This is a genomic window from Elusimicrobiota bacterium (assembly GCA_026388095.1).
Taxonomy (GTDB): domain Bacteria; phylum Elusimicrobiota; class Elusimicrobia; order UBA1565; family UBA9628; genus UBA9628.
The window spans coordinates 81,155-101,031 of record JAPLKL010000045.1 but is presented as its reverse complement, the minus strand read 5'-3'; the positions used below and the strand labels follow the sequence as shown (position 1 = coordinate 101,031).

Sequence of the window (19,877 nt, the reverse complement as noted above, 5' to 3'; positions counted from 1 at the left end):
TGGACGGACGGGACACTAGAAATCCGATGAGACACCTTTGGATTCCCACCGGACTGATCTTCGGGAGCATCATCTGGCTCCTTACGTGGGCCGCCAATTTTCCGCACCAATTGCTCAGCCGTCACTGCATTGGTTACGGATTGAGCGCGGCTCTGACAAGTGCACTGATCTGGCGTTTCATGGTCCAGCCTCGACTCTCTCTATGGCGGGGTGCCTTGGCGGGGGCGATGGTTGGTCTAGTGATTTGCCCTATCGGTGCCGTGCTTTCGGAACTTGTGAATCCCTCCATATCATTTGCGGCGAAGGGATTTCTTCAACTGATTTTGGCACGCCTGATTGAGTCTGTTTCCATTCCGGTCCTAAAATCAGTCCATGTTGCAGTCGTGCCGTTTGCATCGTTGATCGGGTTTCTTGCGGCTGCCGCTCAAATGCTGATATGGAGGAAGGGATGTTCAACGTCCGATGAGAAGCCAAATGCGAATCACCTAATCGTCGAGCATGGACAGACCTATTCGCCTCACTCCAGCAGGAGTCATAGCGTCGTACGCGAATCGCTAAGCTGGATTCTGGGAGTAGTGCTAGGCCTCTGCTTGTTAATCGCTGTGTCCCGCAAATGCGGTTTCCATCCGGTTATCATACTTGAAGCCGTAGTCCCAAAGTCCAATCAAGTGGCACCGACCGTGTACCTGCGCTTTCGGAATCTGAGCCCTTTCGAAATACACTACCTCCCCTGCGACCTTTTTTTGCCCGCAGGCAAACAGAAGAGCATCACCCCGACAGGGAATGTTGTACTCATAGGGGGCATAGGCAGGGATTGGTCAGCTCAACCGGGCGCGACGATGGGTGATACCATCGATGTCAGCGCTTACTGGACTTTCAGAGAATCTGGACAATATAAATTTGTCGCTGTTTGCACCATCCAATGCAATCAGATAATGAAAAATGCTAACACCCACATTCTTGACACGGAACTCATGAGCAACCCCTTCACCATCTCTGTAGAGGTTCCAAAGCCGAAATGAACTATTCTCGGCCGCCCAACATTCGCATGAGCCGCCCGCTCAAGCGGTCGGCTCATGCAACCGGCGGCGGCTCAGCGTTAGAAGACACAAGATGAAAGCATTCACGATGGCATCGCTGGTTTTGCTCGCGCTGCCAGCACGTGCCCAACTGGACGAAGGCGCCCTTGATCGCGATATCATTCCCGAGTTGGTCAGAAAGCTTGATACACCAGACCAGGATGACGCCCTGAATGATTTAGTTGAACTCGGGCCGTATGCCAAAGCGGCCGCTCCCGAATTACTCCGCAGGCTCTCTAGTTCTCGAGACAATCGTTCAACGATTGTCATGGCACTCGGCATAATTGGCGCAAATCCAGCCACAACCATTCCCGCTCTCGTTGAAGTAATGAAGGATACCGATCCCATTGTCGCGAGTAACGCATTCAGCGCACTTTCAATGTTTGGTGAAACATCGTCTTCGGCCGTTCCCGAGATGGTCCGAATGATCGAGACGGGACGGATTTATGAATGGGCGCAAATGGAAGCTGTTTCAAGGCAAGGTCCTTTCGCACGCGCCGCATTGCCAATGTACCGACGCATGATTGCTGCCGATGATGATAAATCTCCGCGGCGCGGCCTGAGCATGGTGTTGGCGTTTTCCTCTAGCGATGTGGATGCAATACAAGAGGGCGAAAGAGAAATCCAGCGTGGTTCGGTAAAGCGCCGCTGCGGCTTGGCCGCGGCCTTTGTACATTCAACTTCTAAATTCACCCTCGCCACTTTGGCCGAAATCACTCAAATGGCAGGACGGCAGGACTACCCCTGCCACGAACTGCTGCAAGGGCGGTTGCCAGAGTTGTATCGTCGGATCGCACCCCCGCCAGGATCGCATCACCGAGTCAAGCTGCGATTATCGATGGAGAAAACGCAGTTCTATGCTGGTGAAGAAATCAAGGTGACGCCGGTCTTGGCGGATGAGCACGACGCAAGAATTATTGGGAATGGAGATTTTTTTGAAGACCACAGTTGGCCTTGGGGGGCTTTACACCTGATTCTGACCTCAAAAGGTGTGCGGGTCAGGCATTGCGGCGCGGTCCCAGGCCTATGGACTTTCAACGTGATTTACAATGGCGCGCCTTATTTGCCTCCTGGCGGCCCCCGCAGGATAGGAAGGCCCGGCTCGTTCTTCATCCGCGCGCCTGGTGAATACCAATTGGAAATTCCGGAGACTGCGGTCCATTTACAATACTCCTCGGGACCCATGGTGCAAATATTTTCTGAACCGACCCGCCTCGTAGTCCTTCCACCTAGCCCGGAGTTTGTTACTCAAACACTTCGTGAGTGCCAAGATGCATTTGCTGGCGGCGACGCATTCGAGGGCGAGGCCGCGGCGGAACGTTTAGCGAATCTTCCTGATCCGCGTGCATTGCCTCTGCTGGTCCGGGAATTAGATATGGACAGATACAGCAATGTCCTGAAGCCAGTTCTTCACGGCCTTTTTGAATATCCGGAACCTAAAGCGGTGGCACGAGAGATCCGCCGGTTGATTGCCGAAGGCGCCCCTAAAACACCGGATGGTCTTGAGGCATTTTCTGAAATTCTCGCCTGTACAGACAACGGATGGCCACAAATGGCTACCTGGTGCGCTGATTTTCCAGATTCAAGCGTTCACCAGGAGCCGTCGGAATCCCAAATACCATTGTGGGCTGCCTCCATCAATATGCTGGGTGAGACACAACGCTGGAAGCTCTTGCTCAAGTATTATCAGAAAGCCTCAAAATGAGTTTATCGTATGCCGCATTTCGGTCGTGTCTGCTAGACACATCGAGCTCTCCGGCCGCGCGCAAAAGTGCGGAGCCCGGTCAGGTGGGCCTCCGTGGCGCGCACATAGCGCGCGCGGTAGGCCCATGCGTTGAAGCTCTAGAATAATACCCGCATGGCAATAGATTCTTGACCATAATCGAATAAGGATTGATTCTGATGCAGCGATCAATGGCACAGGAGATCTTCTACAGCTTCGTTAGGCGGAAGGAGATGTATTGAACCGAATAGACGGTGCGATTTATTTTGTCGCCATAAACGCCGGGCTTTCGGGCATCCTGTGTCTTGCATTATCTCTTGCATCCGACCACCTTCGTTTCGTAACCATCCATGGCCTTGTGGGCATCATGTTCGGGATAGTATGGGCTCTGGTTGGCGGCACGGCGGCGGGCTCAATTTACAGCTTACTTTTCGTCGTCTACTACATGGGGGAATCGGTTCCTAGACCAATCTACTGGCGACTAATTTGGGCCACTGGTCCCTTCGTTGTTCTTTCCCTGGTAATTTCAACGGAGCCTCCCGGCCATCTCATCCTATTTCTCCAACTGATGGCCGCCATGCTTCCCAGCCTACTGTTCCCGGGAGCCCTCAGGTCGTTGCTTGGTGGCTTGTTGTCTGGCTTTGCTTTTCTTTTTATATGCGGCCACATGCTTCGGCTGAATATGGGATCTGATCACTTCTTCCCTATCTGCATTGTGGTCGTTGCAGCAGAAGTCGCTTTTGCTAGATTCTTGATAGGACGGGTCCGAGCCGAGGTCGCCACGCAATGAAGACTATGAGAATTCTGCATGGCAAGACTCGGTTCAACATTCGGCGCTGCGGGCGCGCGCACGTGCGGAGCGCCAAAGTGGGGTTGGCCAATGCGGCGCGCACATAGCGCGCGCCGCAGGCCCATTGTTGAAGCTGTAGATAATCCTCTCATGACAGCAGATTCTTGACTATAATCGAATAAAGGTTGATCCTGATGCAGCTATCGATGACGCGGAGGATTTTTCTACAGCTTCGTTATTTGGAAATGACAGCAAGTCAGATGAGGACATCCTTCTTCGCCGTTGTGGGAATTGCCAGCCTATTAATTGCCTCGACTGCAAGCGCCTACATGTACGTGAGGAGGCTTCCGCACCGCTACCTGATTGGCAATCCACCTTCGTTTGTAATTCGAGTGGTCTCTGGCCCCGACGATCCGCAACGGGGGATGTCTGAGGAGTATGGGGTTCTAAAACTTTGGCGAGCCAATACCGACGACAAGAGCCAACCCCTTTTCTCGCTCAAACCCACCCCGAGATTGGAGTTCTCAACCGGGACTGTTGTACCCGATCTGTTGCCCAATACCGCTTGCCTCTGGGTCGTGTACGAATGGGAGGCCTGGTCATCGCCGCATGAACGCAATACGGAAGGGATATTGCTCAGAATCGACGGGGGATCATTGAGGCCCATCTGGCGTGCGAGACTTGCCGCGTACGCCGGTAACCGCATCGACCTTCTGATGTCCTGGAGCCACATCTTTTCGCACTTTACTGGTAACCCGAACTACACGCCAACAATTGAAGTAACGGAAAAGGCCTGGGTTAGCGAAGAGGCGCCGGTACACTCGCTGAAGAAACCAAGAGAAAAGCATCCACGCTACGAGTACGACGGGAAGGAGTTCAAGTTGGTACGTCACAAATGAGCCAAGTTCCACATCGGCTTCGGCGGGCGCGCGCACACGCGGCGCCCTACGTGGGGTTGGCCTCAGCGTTATGCCTTGACGCCCGTTCCTAAAAAACAGAAACCCGCCACCCAAACACCCTCTGCCGTCCAGCCACTCCGTGCCTGGCCGGTTTCGCCCCAGACCCGCCGCGCATGTCCGGGGCGCTCGGGGAATCACCTTGCCAGAAGTCGGCCAAGAGGAGTATCCTTATCAGCCATGCTCTACTCCCGCCACATCCGCCTCTACCGCGGCCTCTCCGACGCCTGCCGGGCCGGCCTCCCCATGGGGCGCGCCCTGCGCACCCTCTCGTCTAGGACCCGCGACCAAGACATCGCGGCGCTGGCCGATGCCACCGACGCGGGCGAGTCCATGGCCGCGGCCATGCGCCGCCTGACGGAAAGGTTCCCCGCCTGGCAGAGCGACGTCATCGCCATCGGCGAAGAGACCGGCCGGCTCGACGAAGTGTTCACCGGCCTGGCCGAGAGCCTCGAAAAGCGCCGCCGCTTCTGGCTGCGCCTGCTGCCCAAGCTCCTCTACCCCGCCTTCCTCCTGACCTTGGCGCCTTTCGCTTTCCACATCAGCCTGCTCATGCGCAGCGGCCTGCCGGCGTATCTGCGGGCCGTGGCCCTCATCCTCGCGCCCATGTGCCTGGGCGGCGCCGCGGCCGGGTACCTGCTCTGCGCGCTCGCCAGGAGCCCCCGCTGGATGAGGCGGCTGCCCATACTCGCCACCATCCTGACCTCGAACTTCGCTCAGTATCTGGCGCTGATGCTCAAGGCGGGGGTCTCATTCTCCCGGGCCATCGTCCTGGCCGGAAGCTCCGCGGGCCTGGGCGAGGACGACGCCCGTCTGCGGGCGGCCTTGGACAAGGCCAACGCCGGGGGCGGCGTGTGCGAGACCTTGGACTTGCTGGGGATTTTCTCCCCGGACGAGCTGGCGAGCCTCGAAGCCGCCGAGGCCGGCGGCAGCGTGGACCGGGCGCTGGACGTGTCGGCGGCCATGGCCGCCGAGCGGGCTCAGGCCGCCGTGGCCTTCGTCGCCAAGGCCGCGGCCAACCTCGCCTTCCTGGCCGTGGCCGCGCTCCTGGGCTGGCGCATCAAGCAGTTCTACGCCGACTTCTCGACGCAGCGCGTGGACGCCCTGCTGCACATGCAGTAGTCAGCTTTCGCCGGACTTCCGAGGCAGACGGACCTTCGGCCCCGTGAAGGGCTGAAACTTCGGCGCGGCGCCTTTCGGGACCATCGGCGCGCGAACGGCTCGCGGCGCCGGGGACGCCTCGCCCTGCTGCTGCGCCGCTTGGTGGTCCTCGTGCTTCTTCTTTTCGACGGCTTCAGCCCATTTCTTGTCCAGCGCTTCCCGTTCCATGGCCTCGTCCTTGGCCGCGCAGCACTTCTTGTACTTCTTCCCCGAGCCGCAATGGCAGGGGTCGTTGCGGCCGATGTCCGCGGGTTCCGTTTTTTCCATAGGTCAGATTATAGACTAGGCTCACGGGGTTTTCAAGGCCGCGCGCGGCGCGGCGTTCTTGACGTACTTGTCGAACCAGGCCAGCATCTCGTAGAGCACCTGCTCGGTCGACTCCATAGCGCGGTAGCCGTGCGACTCGAAAGGCAGGATCACCAGGCGCGCCGTGCCGCCGTTGCCGCGCACCGCCTCGAAGAGCTGCTGCGACTGCAGAGGCACGGTCCCCGGGTTGGAATCCAGCTCGCCGTGGATGAGCAGCAGCGGGTACTTGATCTCGTCGGCGTGGAAGAAGGGCGAGACCTTGGTGTAGACCTCCGGCGCCTCCCACAGGGTGCGCCGCTCGCTCTGGAAGCCGAAGGCGGTCAGCGAGCGGTTGTAGGCCCCGCTGCGCGCCACCCCCGCGCGGAAGAGGTCCGAGTGCGCCAGGAGGTTGACGGTCATGAGGCCCCCGTGGCTGTGCCCGGTGATGCCGATGCGGTCGCGGTCCGCCACGCCCAGCTCCACCGCCTTGTCCACCGCGGCCTTGGCGCCGGCGACCAACTGCTCCATGTAGGTGTCGTAGATCTTGTTGGCGTCGCCCACCACGGGCATGAGGGGATTGTCCAGCACCGCGTAGCCCTCCAGCAGGGGGAAGAGGTGCAGGGGCCAGTCCAAGGTGGTGAAGGTCTGCGTGGAGCCCGTCACCTGCCCCGCCATCTTGGGGTCGGCGTAGTCGAGCGGGTAGGCCCACACGATCGCGGGCAGGCGCGTGCCCGCCTTGTAGCCCGGGGGCAGGTAGAGCGTGAAGGAGAGGTCCACGCCGTCGGCGCGCTTGTAGGTCACCAGGCGCTTGGTGATGCCGCGCAGCTGGGGCGCGGGGTCGGGCATGCGCGTGACCGGGGTCAGCTTGCCCTTGAGGTCCCGCACGAAGAAGTTCGGCGGGTCCTGGGGGCTCTCGCGCCGGGTCAGGAAGGTCCCGGCCTTGAGGTCGAGCCAGGCGTAGAACTCCTCGTAGGAAGAACGGTCGCAGCGGAAGAGCCGCTCGGTCTTGAGGGTCTTGAGGTCCAGCCGGTCCAGGAAGGGCCGGTCGCCCTCGGGCGAGGCGCCCTGGCCGTCGAGATAGATGGAGTCCCGGTCCTGGAGCACCGCCCGCATGCCGTTGGGCAAGGTCCTCATGACCGGCCAGCCCGGATGGTTGTAGGCCTCGTCGCTGGACATGTCCCAGATCAGGCGCGCGGCCGGCTGGGGGTCGTCGAAGTCCGCCGCGTGGGTCTGGGTCCAGTGCTTGATGGGGTCGGCGCTCAGGACCAGCGCCAGGCCGCGGCGCTCGCCCCAGAAGATATGCTCCACGCGGTCCCTGACCCGCAGGACCTCGGCCGGCTCCCCTGTGAAGGGCGCTTTGAGCATCATGAGGCGGTCGCGCTGCGGGACCTGCGTCTTCCAGTCGCCGCCGTCGAGGGCCTCGGTCCAGACCACGGACGCTGGCTCGCAGGCGCGCCAGGTGAAATCGCGCGGCCCGGTGCGCACGCCCCAGATAGGCACGCGGTCGGCCAGAGGGACCGAGGCCAGGTGATGCACCAGCGTCCCGGAGCTGTCCCAGATGTCCACCTCCCGGGGGAAGCGCTCGGCCGTGGTGAGGTAGGAATAGGGCCGGTGGATGGTGACCACCAGAAGATGGCCGTCCGGCGCAGGCGAGACGCCGGCATAGAGGCCGGGCTTGCCCAAAGGCGTGACCCGGCCGCTCTCCGCGTCCACCAGCAGAAGTTGGGCGGCCGCGTAGTAGTCGAAGAGCTCCTCGTCCTTGGGGCTCTTGAGCACGTCGCGCACCTCGTAGGTGCTGCTGGCGCCCTTCTGGCCGGAGGTCTCCTGGACGGACGGCCCGCGCGGCGCCGCGTCCTGCGCCGGAGGCGCGCCTTGGCCCTCGGGCACGGCGCGCACGAGCAAGGTCTTCTGGTCCGGCAGCCACAGCAGGGGCGCGCCGAGGAAGGGGTTGAGGCGCACGCCCGCGATGCGGCGGGCCTGGGCCGAGGCCGCGTCGCCCACCCAGAGCTCGACGCTGTCCGCGCCCATGTTGATGAAAGCGAAGCGCTTGCCGTCCGCGCTCCAGGACGGGAGCCCGACCTTGGCGTCTACGGGCAGGCTCACGGCGCGCGCCGCGCCGCCGGGCAGGGCGACCAGGCTCAAGGCGCTCCAGTAGCGGGAATCCTGCAGCCGCCGGGTGCGCGGGATGATGCGCACTCCCGCCAGCTTCAGCATGGGCTCGGCGACATAGGCTATGGAGGGATGGCGCACGGGCGCGGCCAGGAGCATGGCGTCGCGCGTGGGGCTGATGACCGCGTCGGGCGCGGCCGGCGCGTGCAGCACGTCGAGGACCTCCTGGGGCGGCTTCTGGTAGAGGGTCTCGGCGCGCGCCGCAGACAGCGGGCCGAAGACGAACGCGGAGCAAAAGAGGACGACGAGGGCAGGCTGGCGTTTCATGTCAGGCTCCTTTCATCAGCCGGCAGCGCCGGATCAGGCTGTTGGTCGAGCTGTCGTGCCCGAGCTCCAGGGCGGCCGCGGCCTCGAGCTCCGGGATGATGCGCGTCGCCAGGGCTTTGCCCAGCTCCACGCCCCACTGGTCGAAGGGGTTGATGTCCCAGACCGCGCCCTGGGTGAACACGCTGTGCTCGTAGAGCGCGACCAAGGCCCCGAGAGCCTCCGGGGTGAGCCGCTCGGCCAGGATGACGTTGGACGGGCGGTTGCCCGCGAAGACCCGGTGCGGCGCGAGCCAGTCCGGCGTGCCTTCGGCCTTGACCTCCGCCAAGGTCTTGCCGAAAGCCAGCGCCTCGGCCTGGGCGAGCATGTTGGCCAGCAGCAGGTCATGGGCGCGCCCCAGCGGGGTCAGGGCCTGGCCGAAGGCGATGAAGTCGCAGGGGATCAGGCGCGTGCCCTGGTGGATGAGCTGGTAGAAGGAGTGCTGGCCGTTGGTCCCGGGCTCGCCCCAATACACCGCGCCGGTGTCGCAGGCGACCGGCTTGCCTCCGAGCGTGACGCTCTTGCCGTTGCTTTCCATGGTCAGTTGCTGGAGGTAGGCCGGGAAGCGCTTGAGGTACTGCTCGTAGGGCAGGACCGCGATGGTCTGGCTGCCGAAGAAGTCCGAGTACCAGACCGCGAGCAGGCCCATGAGGACCGGCAGGTTCCGGTCGAAAGGCGCGGTGCGGAAATGCTCGTCCATGCGGCGGAAGCCCGCCAGCAGGGCGCGGAAGCGCTCCGGCCCGATGGCCAGCATGGTGGAGAGCCCGATGGCCGAGTCCATGGAGTAGCGGCCTCCCACCCAGTCCCAGAAGCCGAACATGTTGGCCGTGTCTATGCCGAAGGCCGAGACCTTGGCGGCGTTGGTCGAGACGGCCGCGAAATGCCTGGCCACGGCGGCGCGCTCGCCGCCCAGGCCCCGGAGCAGCCAGCTCCGCGCGGCCTCAGCGTTAGTCATGGTCTCCAAAGTGGTGAAGGTCTTGGAGGAGACGATGAACAGGGTCTCGGCGGGGTCCAGGCCGCGGACCGCCTCCACGAAGTCGATGCCGTCCACGTTCGAGACGAACCGGAAGGCGAGGCCGCGCTCGCTGTAGTGGCGCAGGGCCTCATAAGCCATGACGGGACCGAGGTCGGAGCCGCCGATGCCGATGTTGACGATGTTCTTGATGCGCTTGCCGGTGTGTCCTTTCCAGCCGCCGCCGCGCACCAGCTCGCAGAAGGCGGCCATGCGCTCGAGCACGGCATGGACCTCGGGCACCACGTCCTTGCCGTCTACGATGATGGAGGCGCCTTTGGGCGCGCGCAGGGCCGTGTGCAGGACGGCGCGGCCCTCGGTGGAGTTGATCTTCTCGCCGCCGAACATGGCGTCGATGCGCCCGCGCAGGCCGGATTCCTCGGCCAGTTGGACCAGCAGGCCAAGGGTCTGGTCCGTGACGCGGTTCTTGGAATAGTCAAGGAACAGGCCTGCGGCTTCGAGCGTGAGGCGCTCTCCCCGTCGGGGGTCGTCGGCGAAGAGCTCGCGCAGGTGGGCCGGCGCGAGCTTCTTATGGTGGGCGGCGAGCGCCCTCCAGGCCTTGCGTTTGGTCAGCGGCTGGCTGGTGGTCGTCATGTCCCGGAGCATACACCTTCGCCGCCCGGGCCTGCAAGAGCAGGCGGACCGATCGGGTGCGCCGAAGATTTTTAGGTAGCCGGCATGATCGGCAAGCTGCCGCTGGGAGATTCCGCGGTCCAGCCGCAACTCTTTGAGCGATGTCGCCATGCGACGCACCGTCCCTTGAGAATCCATACTTTTCTTACGAGATGACCCCCGAAAAAGTTCCCACCCGCCGAGCCTTGCCTCCCTTGGTCCGTTGCTCCAAAACAACACCGTTTGGAATAGATGCCCTATATCGCTGCGTTGGGTAGAGAAGTTGCAGAAAAGCAACGGACCAAGGGAGGGACCCCCACGGGAGATTGCCGGGCGCGCAATTCCGGGCGCCCGGTCTGGCGGCTACCTGCAAATTTTCGGCGCACCCGACCGATTCTGCGGCCCCCGCAAAGTGCTAGAATCGGCTTGAACTTTCGCCTTAGTAATCCGGGGGACCCATGGACAAATCCAAGCTCATCCACAAGCCGAAGCACCACAACGGCAACGGCCACAAGACCGTCACGGACCAGCTCAAGCTCGGCGAGCGCCTCCGCCACCCCGCCGACCGCGAATACAAGAGCGTGGGCCACTCCGTGCCCCGCATCGACGGCCTGGAAAAAGTCATGGGCGCGGCCCAGTTCGTAGACGACATCGAGTTCGGCCCCAAGCTCCTCTACGCCTGCATCGTGGAGAGCCCTTACGCCCACGCCAAGATCAAGGGGATCGACGCCTCGGCGGCCCTCAAGGTCCAGGGCGTGGTCAAGGTCGTCACCGGCAAGGATTTCCCCTACGTGTTCGGGCTGTACATGAAGGACCGCCACATCTTCGCCCAGGACCGCGTGCGCTTCGTCGGCGAGCAGGTGGCCGCGGTCATCGCCTGGGACCCCAAGACCGCCAAGAAAGCCGCCGCTTTGGTCAAGGTCGACTACGAAGAGCTCACCCCCATGCTCGACCCCATGACCGCCCTGGGCAAGAAGGCCACCCTCATCCACCCCGACCTCGGCCGCTACCAGCACGTGCCCTGGTTCTTCCCCAAGGCCGGCACCAACATCGCCCACTGGCGCAAGATCCGCAAGGGCGACGCGGAGGCGGGCTTCAAGGCCGCGGACCTCGTCTTCGAGGACACCTACACCGTGCCCCGCTACGCCCACTGCTCCATAGAGGTCCACGGCGCGGTCGGCCTTTACGACGCCTCCGGCCGCCTCACCGTGTGGACCGCCTCGCAGTCGCCCTACACCCAACGCCACGGCTTCGCCGAGGCCCTGGCGCCTTTGGGCATCACGCACAAGGACGTCCGGGTCATCACCCCCTACATCGGCGGCGGCTTCGGCGGCAAGGCCGGCGTGTCCATGGAGATCCTGGGCGCGGCCCTGGCCACCACGGTCAAGGGCCACCCGGTCAAGATCATGTGGAACCGCGCCCAGGAGTTCTACAACACCTACCAGCGCCAGGGCGTGGTCTCCAAGCTCAAGATGGGCGTCAAGAAGGACGGGACCATCACCGCGCTCGAGCACGACATCTACTGGGACGCGGGCGCCTACGTCGAATACGGCGCCAACGTGGTCAACGCCGCCGGCCTCTCCGCCACCGGCCCCTACAAGGTCCCCAATCTCAAGATCGACTCGGTCTGCATGTACACGAACCTGCCGCCCGGCGGCCCGTACCGCGGCTTCGGCTACTCCGAGTTCGGCTTCGGCCTGGAGTCCCACATCACCCAGGTCGCGCGCAAGCTCAAGCTGGACCCTGTGGCCATGCGCCGCAAGAACGCCATCAAGGAAGGCGATATCCTGCCCTACGGCGCGACCATGAACCCCACCGGCATCCAGGAAGCCATCGGCCGGACCGCGGTCGAGATCCGCTGGGGCAAGAAGGAAGTCTCCAAGGACCCCCACAAGGCCATCGGCAAGGCCTTGGTCTTGTACTGGAAGGCGCCGGCCATGCCGCCCAACGCATCCTCCTCGGCTTTCTTGAAATTCAACGAGGACGGCAGCATCAACCTGCTGGTCTCCGGCATGGAGCTCGGCCAGGGGCTGCTCACGGTCATGGCCCAGGTCGCCTCGGAGGTGCTCACCGTCCCGGTCTCCAAGATCCGCGTCGAGACCCCGGACACGGACCGCAACCCCTACGAGTGGCAGACCGTGGGCTCCCACGTCACCTGGGGCTGCGGCAACGCGGTCAAGAAGGCGGCCTTGGACGCGCGCGAGCAGATCTTCGCCACCGTGCAGAGGACCCTGCACATGGAGAAGGACCACCTCTATCTGGAAGACGAGTGCGTCAAGTGCCGCACGCACAAAGGCTGGAAGCTGCCCTTCAAGGACTTCGTCATCACCGGCATAGAGGCGGCGGACCACACCTTCAAGGGCGGCCCGGTCATGGGCCACGGCATGTTCATGCCCGAGTTCGCCTCCGCCATCTCCAACCCCGAGACCGGGCAAGGCGGGCACCCCAACGTGCACTACACCACGGGCGCGGGCGGCATCATCCTGGAGATCGACAAGCAGACCGGCAAGATGAAGGTCCTCAAAGCCGTGCTGGCCGCCGACGTGGGAAAGGCCCTCAATCCCGAGCTCATCAAAGGCCAGGTCACGGGCGGCATGCTGCAGGGCCTGGCCACGGTGCTCTACGAGGACATGCGCTTCGACGCCAAGGGGCGCCTCCTCAACGCCAACTTCTCGGACTACAAGATCCCCACGGCGCTCGACATGCCGGAGGAGGTGGTGCCCATCATCATCGAGGCCGCCCAGCCGGACGGCCCTTACGGCGCGCGCGGCGTGGGCGAGCACACCATGATCCCGGCCGCCTCCATGGTGGCCAACGCGGTGGAGGACGCCGTGGGCATCCGCATCAAGACCATGCCCATCACGGCCGAGAAGGTCGCGCTGGCCCTGCGCAAGGCCCGGCGGTCATGAGGGCCCTGCCGGCCTTCCTGGCCGCGATGTTGTGCCTGGCGCCTTCAGCCAGGGCCCAGGAGGAAGAGCAGCCGGCCGAGCAGACCGAATACTCAGCCGAGAACAGCAGCGACACCCAGCCGGGAGAGAACCCCTCCGGCCAGACCGGCGCTCCCGAAGGGACCAAGCCCTATTCCGGGATTTGGAAAGGCGGCTCCAGCGGCGGCATACCGGTCCGGCCAGGGGACGAGGAGAAGCTGGGTCCCGCGTTCGTCCAGTGCGAGCAGGGCCCGGACACCCCGGCCCGCCACCGCCCGCCCAACACCAAACCCTTCCCCGCGGAGAGCAACCAATACCGGCACTGGTTCAACTCGGGCCTGACCCAAGACGGCAACTGCTGCGCGATGGCCGAATTCGAGGGGCGGGACCTGGTCTGGGCCTGCCGCCGCATGGGCCGCGCCTTGGCCAACTCGGCCGGCTGTCCCTACGACCCACCCAGGGCCGAGACCGGCGCGCCCGCCGGAAGCGTCGGCGTGGGCTATAACAGGATCCCGCTCGAGATCCAGACCAATATCGCCAAGATCCAGCAGACCGTGTGCGAGGGTCTGGCCAAGTACACGTTGGCGGACCCAGGGGGCGACCCGGACGAGAACTGCGACGCCATGGTCCGGGTCTACCGCGACTACATCGACTTCGTGGACGTGGCCCTTTGGTTCAAGGGCAAGTTCTATACGCGCTGCGCCCCTACGGTACACCCCGAGAAGATGGTCTGGCCGGCCCTGCCCCCGCCGCCGCCGGCGAAGTGATGGGCCACCGGGTCATCATCGTCGGAGCCGGAGCCTCGGGCCTGGCCGCGGCCATAGCCGCGGGCCGGAGCACGGCCCAGGTCACGCTCCTGGAGCGCGGGCACTCCTTGGGCCGCAAGATCCTGGCCAGCGGCGGCGGCCGCTGCAACCTCGGCAACAGCCGCATGGCCCTGGAGCGCTACCACGGCGCCAAGCCCGCCTTCATCCGCGAGGCCCTCTCGCGCTTCAAGACGGACCGGTTCTTCTCGGAACTGGGTCTCCTGACCGTCACAGAACCGGACGGGAGGATATTCCCCAGGTGCGGCAAAGCCCACGCGGTGCTCGACGTGCTCAAGGCGGAACTGGAACGCTTGGGCGTGACGGTCCGGCTCGGCACCGAGGCCGCGGCCGTCGAGCGCGAGGGAGTCAGCTTCATCATCACGACCGCGGCCGTGCCCTGGAAGAAGGACGCGCCAGCGGCCCAGGCTCTCGGCCCCGAAAAGCTGGGCTGCGACCGGCTCATCCTGGCCTGCGGCGGGGCCTCCTACCCCCAGCTCGGCGGCGGCGAGAACGGCTATGGCTTGGCCAAGTCCTTGGGTCACTCAGTGACCGGGCTCTCGCCGGCCTTGGTCCCGCTGCTCGTCAAGGACAACGCGGTCAAGCGTTTGCACGGCCTGCGCGTGGAGGCCGGCCTGCGCGTGTTGGGCGGCCAGCGCGAGCTCTGCCGCAGCCGGGGCGAGGTCCTGTTCACGGACTACGGCCTCTCCGGGCCCGCGGCCTTGGACGTAAGCCGCGAGGCGGTCCAGGCTTTGGCCAAGGGGCCGGTGGCGGGCAGCCTCGACCTCTTCCCTGAGTTCACCCCGCAGGGCCTGCGCGCGCTGGTCATCGGCCGCTGGGCCGGCCGCCCGAAGCGGCCCCTCAAGGATTTCTTCCTGGGGATGTTCCCGGCCCAATTGGCCGGGGCGATCATCGATTCGTTGGGCTGGGACGCGAACCGCCCGCTGGACTCCTTGGGCCGCGACGCCTGCGAGCGGCTGGCGGTCTTCCTGCAGGACTGGCGCTTCGAAGTGGCCGGAGCCCGCGGCTGGAACGAGGCCATGGTCACGGCCGGCGGGGTGAGCGCCGACGAGGTGGACCCGCGCGGCTTCGCCTCGCGCAAAGCCGCGGGGCTCCACCTCACGGGCGAGATGCTCGACGTGGACGGCGACAGCGGCGGCTACAACCTCCACTTCGCCTGGGCTTCAGGCCTGGCCGCGGGCTCGGCCGCGGCTTCGGCCCGCTGAATGAATGGGAGGATGATATGCCGGATCAGAGGACTCTGAGAGCCGTCAGTCTCCTGGCGCTCATCGCCGCGGCCGCCTGGCCCCCGCAGGCCCGGGCCCTGGAGGCGGCCGCGACGCAGGTCCGGATCGTCTTCTACCAGCGCGGCTATGCGGCGGGCAGCACCGAACCGCCGACCGTGGCCACCGACCGCGCGCTCGACCTGTTCCGCGCCGACAATCCGGACATCCGGGTGGACGTCGTCGGGATCCCGTATACCCCGGAAGGGGACGCGCGCCTGCATGCGGCCGTGGCCTCGCGCGCCGGAGTCGACCTCGCGCGCCTGACCAGCGCGGAGATCCCCCGCTACGCGCGGCAGGGACTCTTGTCCGAGATCACCCCCTGGCTGACCCCAGCGGACCGGCAGGACTTCCTGCCCAACGCGCTTGAGGCCGCCAGCTACGGGGGCAAGCCCTACGCCTGGCCCCTATGGGTCACGGCCATGACCATCCTCGCCAACACCGACCTGCTCAAGGAGCGCGGCGTCGAGGCGCCGTCCTTCGACGCCCCGTGGTCCTTCGACCGGTTCGCCGAGGCCTGCCGGAAGCTCAGCTTCAAGCGCCAGGATGGGACCCGGGTCTATGCCTTGACGGCCGGAGCCGCCGTCCCCGCTTTGATCTACATAGACGGCGGGCGCATCCTGTCCCCGGATGGGAGGACCTTCTGGGGCAACCGCCCGGAGGCGGTGTCCGCCCTGGCGAAGCTGGCCAGGCTGCAGAAGCGATGCGATTGCCTGGCCCCCGATTTCCTATCGGCCGACGAGTCCGCGACCCGCGAGCACTTCAAGACCGGCGCCGCCGCCATGCTGCTGAGCCCGCCCGGGTACATCCGGACTTTGGCGGCCGAGCGCTTCCGGTTCCAGGTCCTGCCGCTGCCGCTGGGGCGGACGGGCAAGCCCGCGACCACCGGCGGCTTCGGCCTTTACGGGGTGATCGCCAGCGGCGACCAGGACCGCGTCGCCGCGGCCCAGCGCCTGGCCAAGTGGCTGACCGGCAGCGAGGTCGGAAGCCGGGTCCCCGGCTACCAGCTGGCCCCGGGCTTGAGGCGGTCAAACCAGAACCTCGCCGCGGACGAGCTCTTCGCGCCGATCGCCAAGGCCGTGGGCTACGGAGTCTATGAGGCTCCGACCGAGGTGCCCGACGAGATCGGGCGGGTCGGCTTGGTGAATGCGATGCGCTCCGCCATCTTCGGGAAGAGCTCCGCGCGGGGGGCGCTGGACGGATTCGCGCCCATCTATCAGCGAGCTTTGGACCAGGCCGCCGCCCGGCCCTGACGGATCCGTCCCGCCTCGATTACTGGTCGATGGCGCCGACCATGTAAGGCCACTTTATGGTGCCCGTGATGCTCGCCATCACGCCGTCTTCAGGCATGGATGAGAAGACGCCGGTCGGCAGCGAGACGTAGATGTAATAGTTCTTTTGTTTGCCCTTGGAGTCCACCTCATAGAGGTCGAGCGTGGTGAAGGGGACCTTGACGCCATTGCGCGTCTTCGATTCCTCGCGGATGTGCTTGGCTAGGCCGGTCACTTGCACGCTGCCGCCCACATACGCTCTGGCGTTGGCGTGGAATTGAGCCACGGTCAAGACGGACTGAGCCCGTGCGGCGGCCAGGATGAAGAAGACGACGGCTCCCGTCAGTCCGCCGATGAGCATGGACTTCCACCGCGCAGTAAGGAAACTTGTCTTCATGAGACCTCCAGTACGACCATGGGACCGGCGCTCTATATATTACCCTTATTCCGGCGCCGCCGCTAAGGACGCCGCTCCTGGGCCCATAGGCCGGCCGCGCCGGGCCTTTCGCCTCATGCGGTCCGGACCGCCGGGCCGTACAATGATGGGGACAAGATGCCCGTCTGCTCCGCGATCATCGTCCTCCGCATCCTGCTGGCGCAGCCATGCGCCTCGGCGCCCGCTGCCGCCGTGCCTCCGGCTTACCAAGCGGTCATGGCGCGGCACGCCGTGGACGCGGAGCAGCTCAAGGCCTTGGGCTACGCCATAGCCGGCGACCGCTGCTTCACCCTGGATGCCAAGGGCCGGCTCGGCGAGCCGATCCTCAGTCCCGAGGAACTCGAAGCGGCGCTGTCCTCCCGAGAGACCGCGGCGGCCGCGCCGGCCGCGCCGGCCGGACCAGACCGGCGCCTCGCCTTGCCCAAACTCAGCATCGCGCTCGACCAGCCGCCGCCCTCGCTGGACGCGCTTTTCGACGGAGCCCGGCCCGGGGCCCTCGGCGCCGCGGCTGTGCCCGCGCAGCCCGAGGTCCAGCCCGCGCCCAAGCCGCCCATGCCGGAGCCGGGATTCGACCCCTCCTGGAGCCGCGTGGCCAAGGACTTGCGCGACCCCAAGCGCCGCGCGCGGGGCCTCGCCGCCCTGTCCAAGCGCTTCACCAAGGATGAGGACTCCGAGACCGGCCTGAGCCCGGACGCCCCGGAAGCCCTCCGCCTGCTGACCTCCACTTTGCACGAGGGCCAGGGCGGCGCCGACGCCGCGGCGCTGCTGCGGCGCCAGCTCGCGCTGGTCGCATCGCTCAAGCCCGAGCAGAAGACGTCCTTCGCCGGCAGCCTGCGCAGCCCCTTGACGGTCTACGTGGCCTTGAGCCGCAGCCAAGCCCCCCATGCCCTCGATGCCCAGCTCTACTTCAGGCGCCTGGAGAGCTTGCTCGGCGCCGAGGGCCGCGGCCTCGGCGAGTTCATCCGCGAAAAGGATTCCTCCGGGCGCTACGCCGCCGACTTCCTGCTGCGCTCCCACGCCTACGACGCGCTCATCCCCTATCTCAACAGGAACCCCGGCGAAGCCGCGGCGATCGCGCCGCTGCTCTTTCCCGACGGCCGCCCCGGCGATATCCGCGGCCACGCCTCCCAGCTGGAAGGCCTGCTGACCCAGCTCGCAGCGCAAGGCCGCAAGTCCGGCGCTCTTGATGCCTACGTCCGCGCTCTTGAGGGCCGCGCCGCCGGGGTCTCCGAGGCGACGGCGCGGCGCATCGCGGTCTATCTCAAGGTGAACGAGCAGATCCTGCCCCGCAAGTACCGTTCCGGCATAGACGCCCTGGAAGCGCTGCTGCCCCCGGGCCTGCTGGAGGACTCCGGCCTGCTGCCCCCCGATCCCTACGACGCCTGGCCCGCCGACCAGTGGAGATTCGTCCTGCAGTTCGCCAGCACCGACAGCTATAAGGGCTGGCTGGCGCGGTTCTTGGCCCGCGGCTACGCGATCGACTCCACCACCGACGGGATCACGGTATCCAAGACGTTCGGGAGCCTGGAGATCCGGCTGACGGCCAGGCTCTACCCGGGAGACAAGGAAGGCTTCATGCACGGGTCGGTGGAACGGCGCTTTTTGGCCGACCTCTCGCGCGACCTGCACGATCCAGCGGTGCAGGGCGTGATCCTGCGCAGCCACGCCCAATTCGGCATCCTAAGTCTCGTAGACAAGAAAGTGAGCCCCGGAAAGCTCATCCTGGCCGGCTCCTGCCGCAGCGCCTGGGATCTGCAGACCCTGCGTCGGCGCTGCCCCAGCTGCTACTTCATCGTCAATACCGGCACCGGCCAAGGCCGCGTCAACAACGAGGCCGTGGTCGCGATCATCGAGGGCTTGGCCCGGCACGAGGCCTGGGACGAGATCGGCGCCGATTGGTCGCTCGCCGACCCCAAGGCCTCCGCGCGCATCCAAGGCCCCTGGACTCCGCCCTACGGCGAGGCCTTGCGCGCCCTGGCCACGGCCGAGAAGGCCGCGGCCAAGGCCGGCGTCTCTCGCTAGGCCTGTCCCGAGGCCTAGTCCCCCAGGAACCGCTTTTCCCGCTCCCGGATGGCGTCCGCTCCGATGAACGCGAAGTACTCGTCGAAAGTCAGCATATGGTCGAGATAATCCGCTGTGCCGCCGTGCTCCTTGAGGTGGCGCGCCCAGTCGCGCAGGGCCTTGGCCGCGGTGAAGACCGACGCGCAGGGATAGACGACCACGCTGTAGCCCAGCTCCTGGAGCTCCTTGGCGCTGAGCAGAGGGGTCTTGCCTCCCTCGATCAGGTTAGCCATGCTCGGCGTCTTGGATTCGGCCAGGGCCGCGTTGACCGAACGCATCTCCTCGACGGTATGCACCGCCTCGACGAAGACCATGTCGGCACCGGTCCGGGCATAGAGCCGGGCTCGGCGCAGGGCCTCCTCGATTCCGTGGACCGCGCGCGAGTCCGTTCGGGCCATGACCACGAAATCGGGGTCCTGCCGGGCCCAGAGCGCCGCCCTCAGCTTGGGCAGGAACTCCTCGGCCGGGACGACGTTCTTGCCCGCCATGTGGCCGCAGCGCTTGGGATAGGTCTGGTCCTCGATGAACAGCCCCGCGGCGCCGGCCTTCTCGCAGTCTCTCACGGCGCGGATGACGTTGTTGACGTCCCCGAATCCGGTGTCGATGTCGACGAAAACGGGGAGGTCCACGGCGTCGCAGATGTTCCGATATTGATCGATCATCTCCGAGCCGGTCAGCACGGCGATATCCGGCATGCCGAGCAGACTGCCCGCCAGGCCGTAGCCGGCGGCCGAGATGGCCTTGAATCCCGCCTGCTCAAGCACCTTCGCGGAAAGGCCGTCGTGGCAGCACGGCAGTTGCAGAATCTCGGGGTCGTGGATGAGCTTCCGGAACAGCGTCGTCTTCTTCATGGCGGCCCTCCTGCGGCGGACGTCTGTCGCGTCCTGGGAGGCTATGATATCATGCTCGGAGGCCGGACCGCGCGCCGGGATGGAAGCGCCTGAGACGCTTTTGGTAGAATCACGACGACGGGTGATCCAGGAGTTCTACAGGTCCGGCGCGGGCG

The 19,877-nt window shown here is 65.1% G+C and carries 15 protein-coding genes; 10 read left to right on the top strand and 5 right to left on the bottom strand.

Annotated features, from left to right (window positions below; all coding sequences use genetic code 11):
* The first annotated feature begins 26 nt into the window (after positions 1–26).
* The 5 genes from NTY77_11770 (at position 27) to NTY77_11750 (ending at position 5,670) form a co-directional block, all read left to right on the top strand.
* Positions 27–1,022 (top strand): hypothetical protein, encoded by a 996-nt coding sequence (locus NTY77_11770; GenBank protein MCX5796165.1) that lies wholly within the window; start codon positions 27–29, stop codon positions 1,020–1,022.
* A gap of 91 nt (positions 1,023–1,113) precedes the next feature.
* A complete protein-coding gene (locus NTY77_11765; GenBank protein ID MCX5796164.1) occupies positions 1,114–2,784 on the top strand; it encodes a HEAT repeat domain-containing protein in 1,671 nt (556 codons plus the stop codon).
* A 256-nt stretch (positions 2,785–3,040) separates the two neighbouring features.
* Positions 3,041–3,592, top strand: coding sequence for a hypothetical protein (locus NTY77_11760; protein ID MCX5796163.1), 552 nt, complete (start codon positions 3,041–3,043; stop codon positions 3,590–3,592).
* Between the two features lie 185 nt (positions 3,593–3,777).
* Positions 3,778–4,491, top strand: a complete 714-nt coding sequence (locus NTY77_11755) for a hypothetical protein (protein MCX5796162.1) — start codon at positions 3,778–3,780, stop codon at positions 4,489–4,491.
* Positions 4,492–4,728: 237 nt separating this feature from the next.
* Entirely contained in the window at positions 4,729–5,670 is a 942-nt protein-coding gene (locus NTY77_11750; protein ID MCX5796161.1) for a type II secretion system F family protein, read from the top strand.
* Here the strand turns inward: NTY77_11750 and NTY77_11745 are convergent, their stop codons facing one another.
* The 3 genes from NTY77_11745 to pgi are packed head-to-tail and all read right to left on the bottom strand — an operon-like array spanning position 5,671 to position 10,072.
* Positions 5,671–5,976: an SEC-C metal-binding domain-containing protein gene (locus NTY77_11745; GenBank protein MCX5796160.1), complete on the bottom strand. Its 306-nt coding sequence runs from the start codon at positions 5,974–5,976 to the stop codon at positions 5,671–5,673.
* A 21-nt stretch (positions 5,977–5,997) separates the two neighbouring features.
* On the bottom strand, positions 5,998–8,430 hold the full coding sequence (locus tag NTY77_11740) for a prolyl oligopeptidase family serine peptidase (GenBank protein ID MCX5796159.1): 2,433 nt from the start codon (positions 8,428–8,430) through the stop codon (positions 5,998–6,000).
* Position 8,431: 1 nt separating this feature from the next.
* The gene (gene pgi / locus NTY77_11735; GenBank protein ID MCX5796158.1) at positions 8,432–10,072 is read right to left on the bottom strand and encodes a glucose-6-phosphate isomerase; all 1,641 of its coding nucleotides are present in this window, start codon (positions 10,070–10,072) and stop codon (positions 8,432–8,434) included.
* Between the two features lie 476 nt (positions 10,073–10,548).
* Between pgi and NTY77_11730 the strand changes: the two genes are divergently transcribed.
* From NTY77_11730 to NTY77_11715, 4 genes are read left to right on the top strand one after another with little or no spacing between them, the layout of a single operon-like run.
* On the top strand, positions 10,549–12,999 hold the full coding sequence (locus NTY77_11730) for a xanthine dehydrogenase family protein molybdopterin-binding subunit (GenBank protein MCX5796157.1): 2,451 nt from the start codon (positions 10,549–10,551) through the stop codon (positions 12,997–12,999).
* On the top strand, positions 12,996–13,784 hold the full coding sequence (locus tag NTY77_11725) for a hypothetical protein (GenBank protein MCX5796156.1): 789 nt from the start codon (positions 12,996–12,998) through the stop codon (positions 13,782–13,784). Before NTY77_11730 ends, NTY77_11725 begins: the two co-directional genes overlap by 4 nt.
* Positions 13,784–15,046 carry an aminoacetone oxidase family FAD-binding enzyme gene (locus tag NTY77_11720; GenBank protein ID MCX5796155.1) on the top strand — a complete coding sequence of 421 codons (1,263 nt, stop codon included), beginning with the start codon at positions 13,784–13,786 and terminating at the stop codon, positions 15,044–15,046. The genes NTY77_11725 and NTY77_11720 overlap by 1 nt, the downstream gene beginning before the upstream one ends.
* A gap of 17 nt (positions 15,047–15,063) precedes the next feature.
* Positions 15,064–16,356 carry an extracellular solute-binding protein gene (locus NTY77_11715; GenBank protein MCX5796154.1) on the top strand — a complete coding sequence of 431 codons (1,293 nt, stop codon included), beginning with the start codon at positions 15,064–15,066 and terminating at the stop codon, positions 16,354–16,356.
* 19 nt (positions 16,357–16,375) lie between these two features.
* On the opposite strand, the gene NTY77_11710 is transcribed toward NTY77_11715, so the two are convergent.
* On the bottom strand, positions 16,376–16,771 hold the full coding sequence (locus NTY77_11710) for a hypothetical protein (GenBank protein MCX5796153.1): 396 nt from the start codon (positions 16,769–16,771) through the stop codon (positions 16,376–16,378).
* A 156-nt stretch (positions 16,772–16,927) separates the two neighbouring features.
* Here NTY77_11710 and NTY77_11705 point away from each other — a divergent pair, with 156 nt between their 5' ends.
* Positions 16,928–18,832, top strand: coding sequence for a hypothetical protein (locus NTY77_11705; protein ID MCX5796152.1), 1,905 nt, complete (start codon positions 16,928–16,930; stop codon positions 18,830–18,832).
* A gap of 14 nt (positions 18,833–18,846) precedes the next feature.
* Here NTY77_11705 and NTY77_11700 read toward each other — a convergent pair whose 3' ends face one another.
* A complete protein-coding gene (locus NTY77_11700; GenBank protein ID MCX5796151.1) occupies positions 18,847–19,722 on the bottom strand; it encodes an oxaloacetate decarboxylase in 876 nt (291 codons plus the stop codon).
* Between the last annotated feature and the right edge of the window lie 155 nt (positions 19,723–19,877).

Excerpts from the sequence above, each read along its gene's own strand:
- NTY77_11740 (MCX5796159.1), bottom strand. The coding sequence starts at position 8,430 with ATGAAACGCCAGCCTGCCCTCGTCGTCCTCTTTTGCTCCGCGTTCGTC.
- NTY77_11750 (MCX5796161.1), top strand. The coding sequence starts at position 4,729 with ATGCTCTACTCCCGCCACATCCGCCTCTACCGCGGCCTCTCCGACGCC.
- NTY77_11745 (MCX5796160.1), bottom strand. The coding sequence starts at position 5,976 with ATGGAAAAAACGGAACCCGCGGACATCGGCCGCAACGACCCCTGCCAT.
- NTY77_11700 (MCX5796151.1), bottom strand. The coding sequence starts at position 19,722 with ATGAAGAAGACGACGCTGTTCCGGAAGCTCATCCACGACCCCGAGATT.
- NTY77_11770 (MCX5796165.1), top strand. The coding sequence starts at position 27 with ATGAGACACCTTTGGATTCCCACCGGACTGATCTTCGGGAGCATCATC.
- NTY77_11765 (MCX5796164.1), top strand. The coding sequence starts at position 1,114 with ATGAAAGCATTCACGATGGCATCGCTGGTTTTGCTCGCGCTGCCAGCA.
- NTY77_11710 (MCX5796153.1), bottom strand. The coding sequence starts at position 16,771 with ATGAAGACAAGTTTCCTTACTGCGCGGTGGAAGTCCATGCTCATCGGC.
- NTY77_11720 (MCX5796155.1), top strand. The coding sequence starts at position 13,784 with ATGGGCCACCGGGTCATCATCGTCGGAGCCGGAGCCTCGGGCCTGGCC.
- NTY77_11705 (MCX5796152.1), top strand. The coding sequence starts at position 16,928 with ATGCCCGTCTGCTCCGCGATCATCGTCCTCCGCATCCTGCTGGCGCAG.
- pgi (MCX5796158.1), bottom strand. The coding sequence starts at position 10,072 with ATGACGACCACCAGCCAGCCGCTGACCAAACGCAAGGCCTGGAGGGCG.
- NTY77_11725 (MCX5796156.1), top strand. The coding sequence starts at position 12,996 with ATGAGGGCCCTGCCGGCCTTCCTGGCCGCGATGTTGTGCCTGGCGCCT.
- NTY77_11730 (MCX5796157.1), top strand. The coding sequence starts at position 10,549 with ATGGACAAATCCAAGCTCATCCACAAGCCGAAGCACCACAACGGCAAC.
- NTY77_11715 (MCX5796154.1), top strand. The coding sequence starts at position 15,064 with ATGCCGGATCAGAGGACTCTGAGAGCCGTCAGTCTCCTGGCGCTCATC.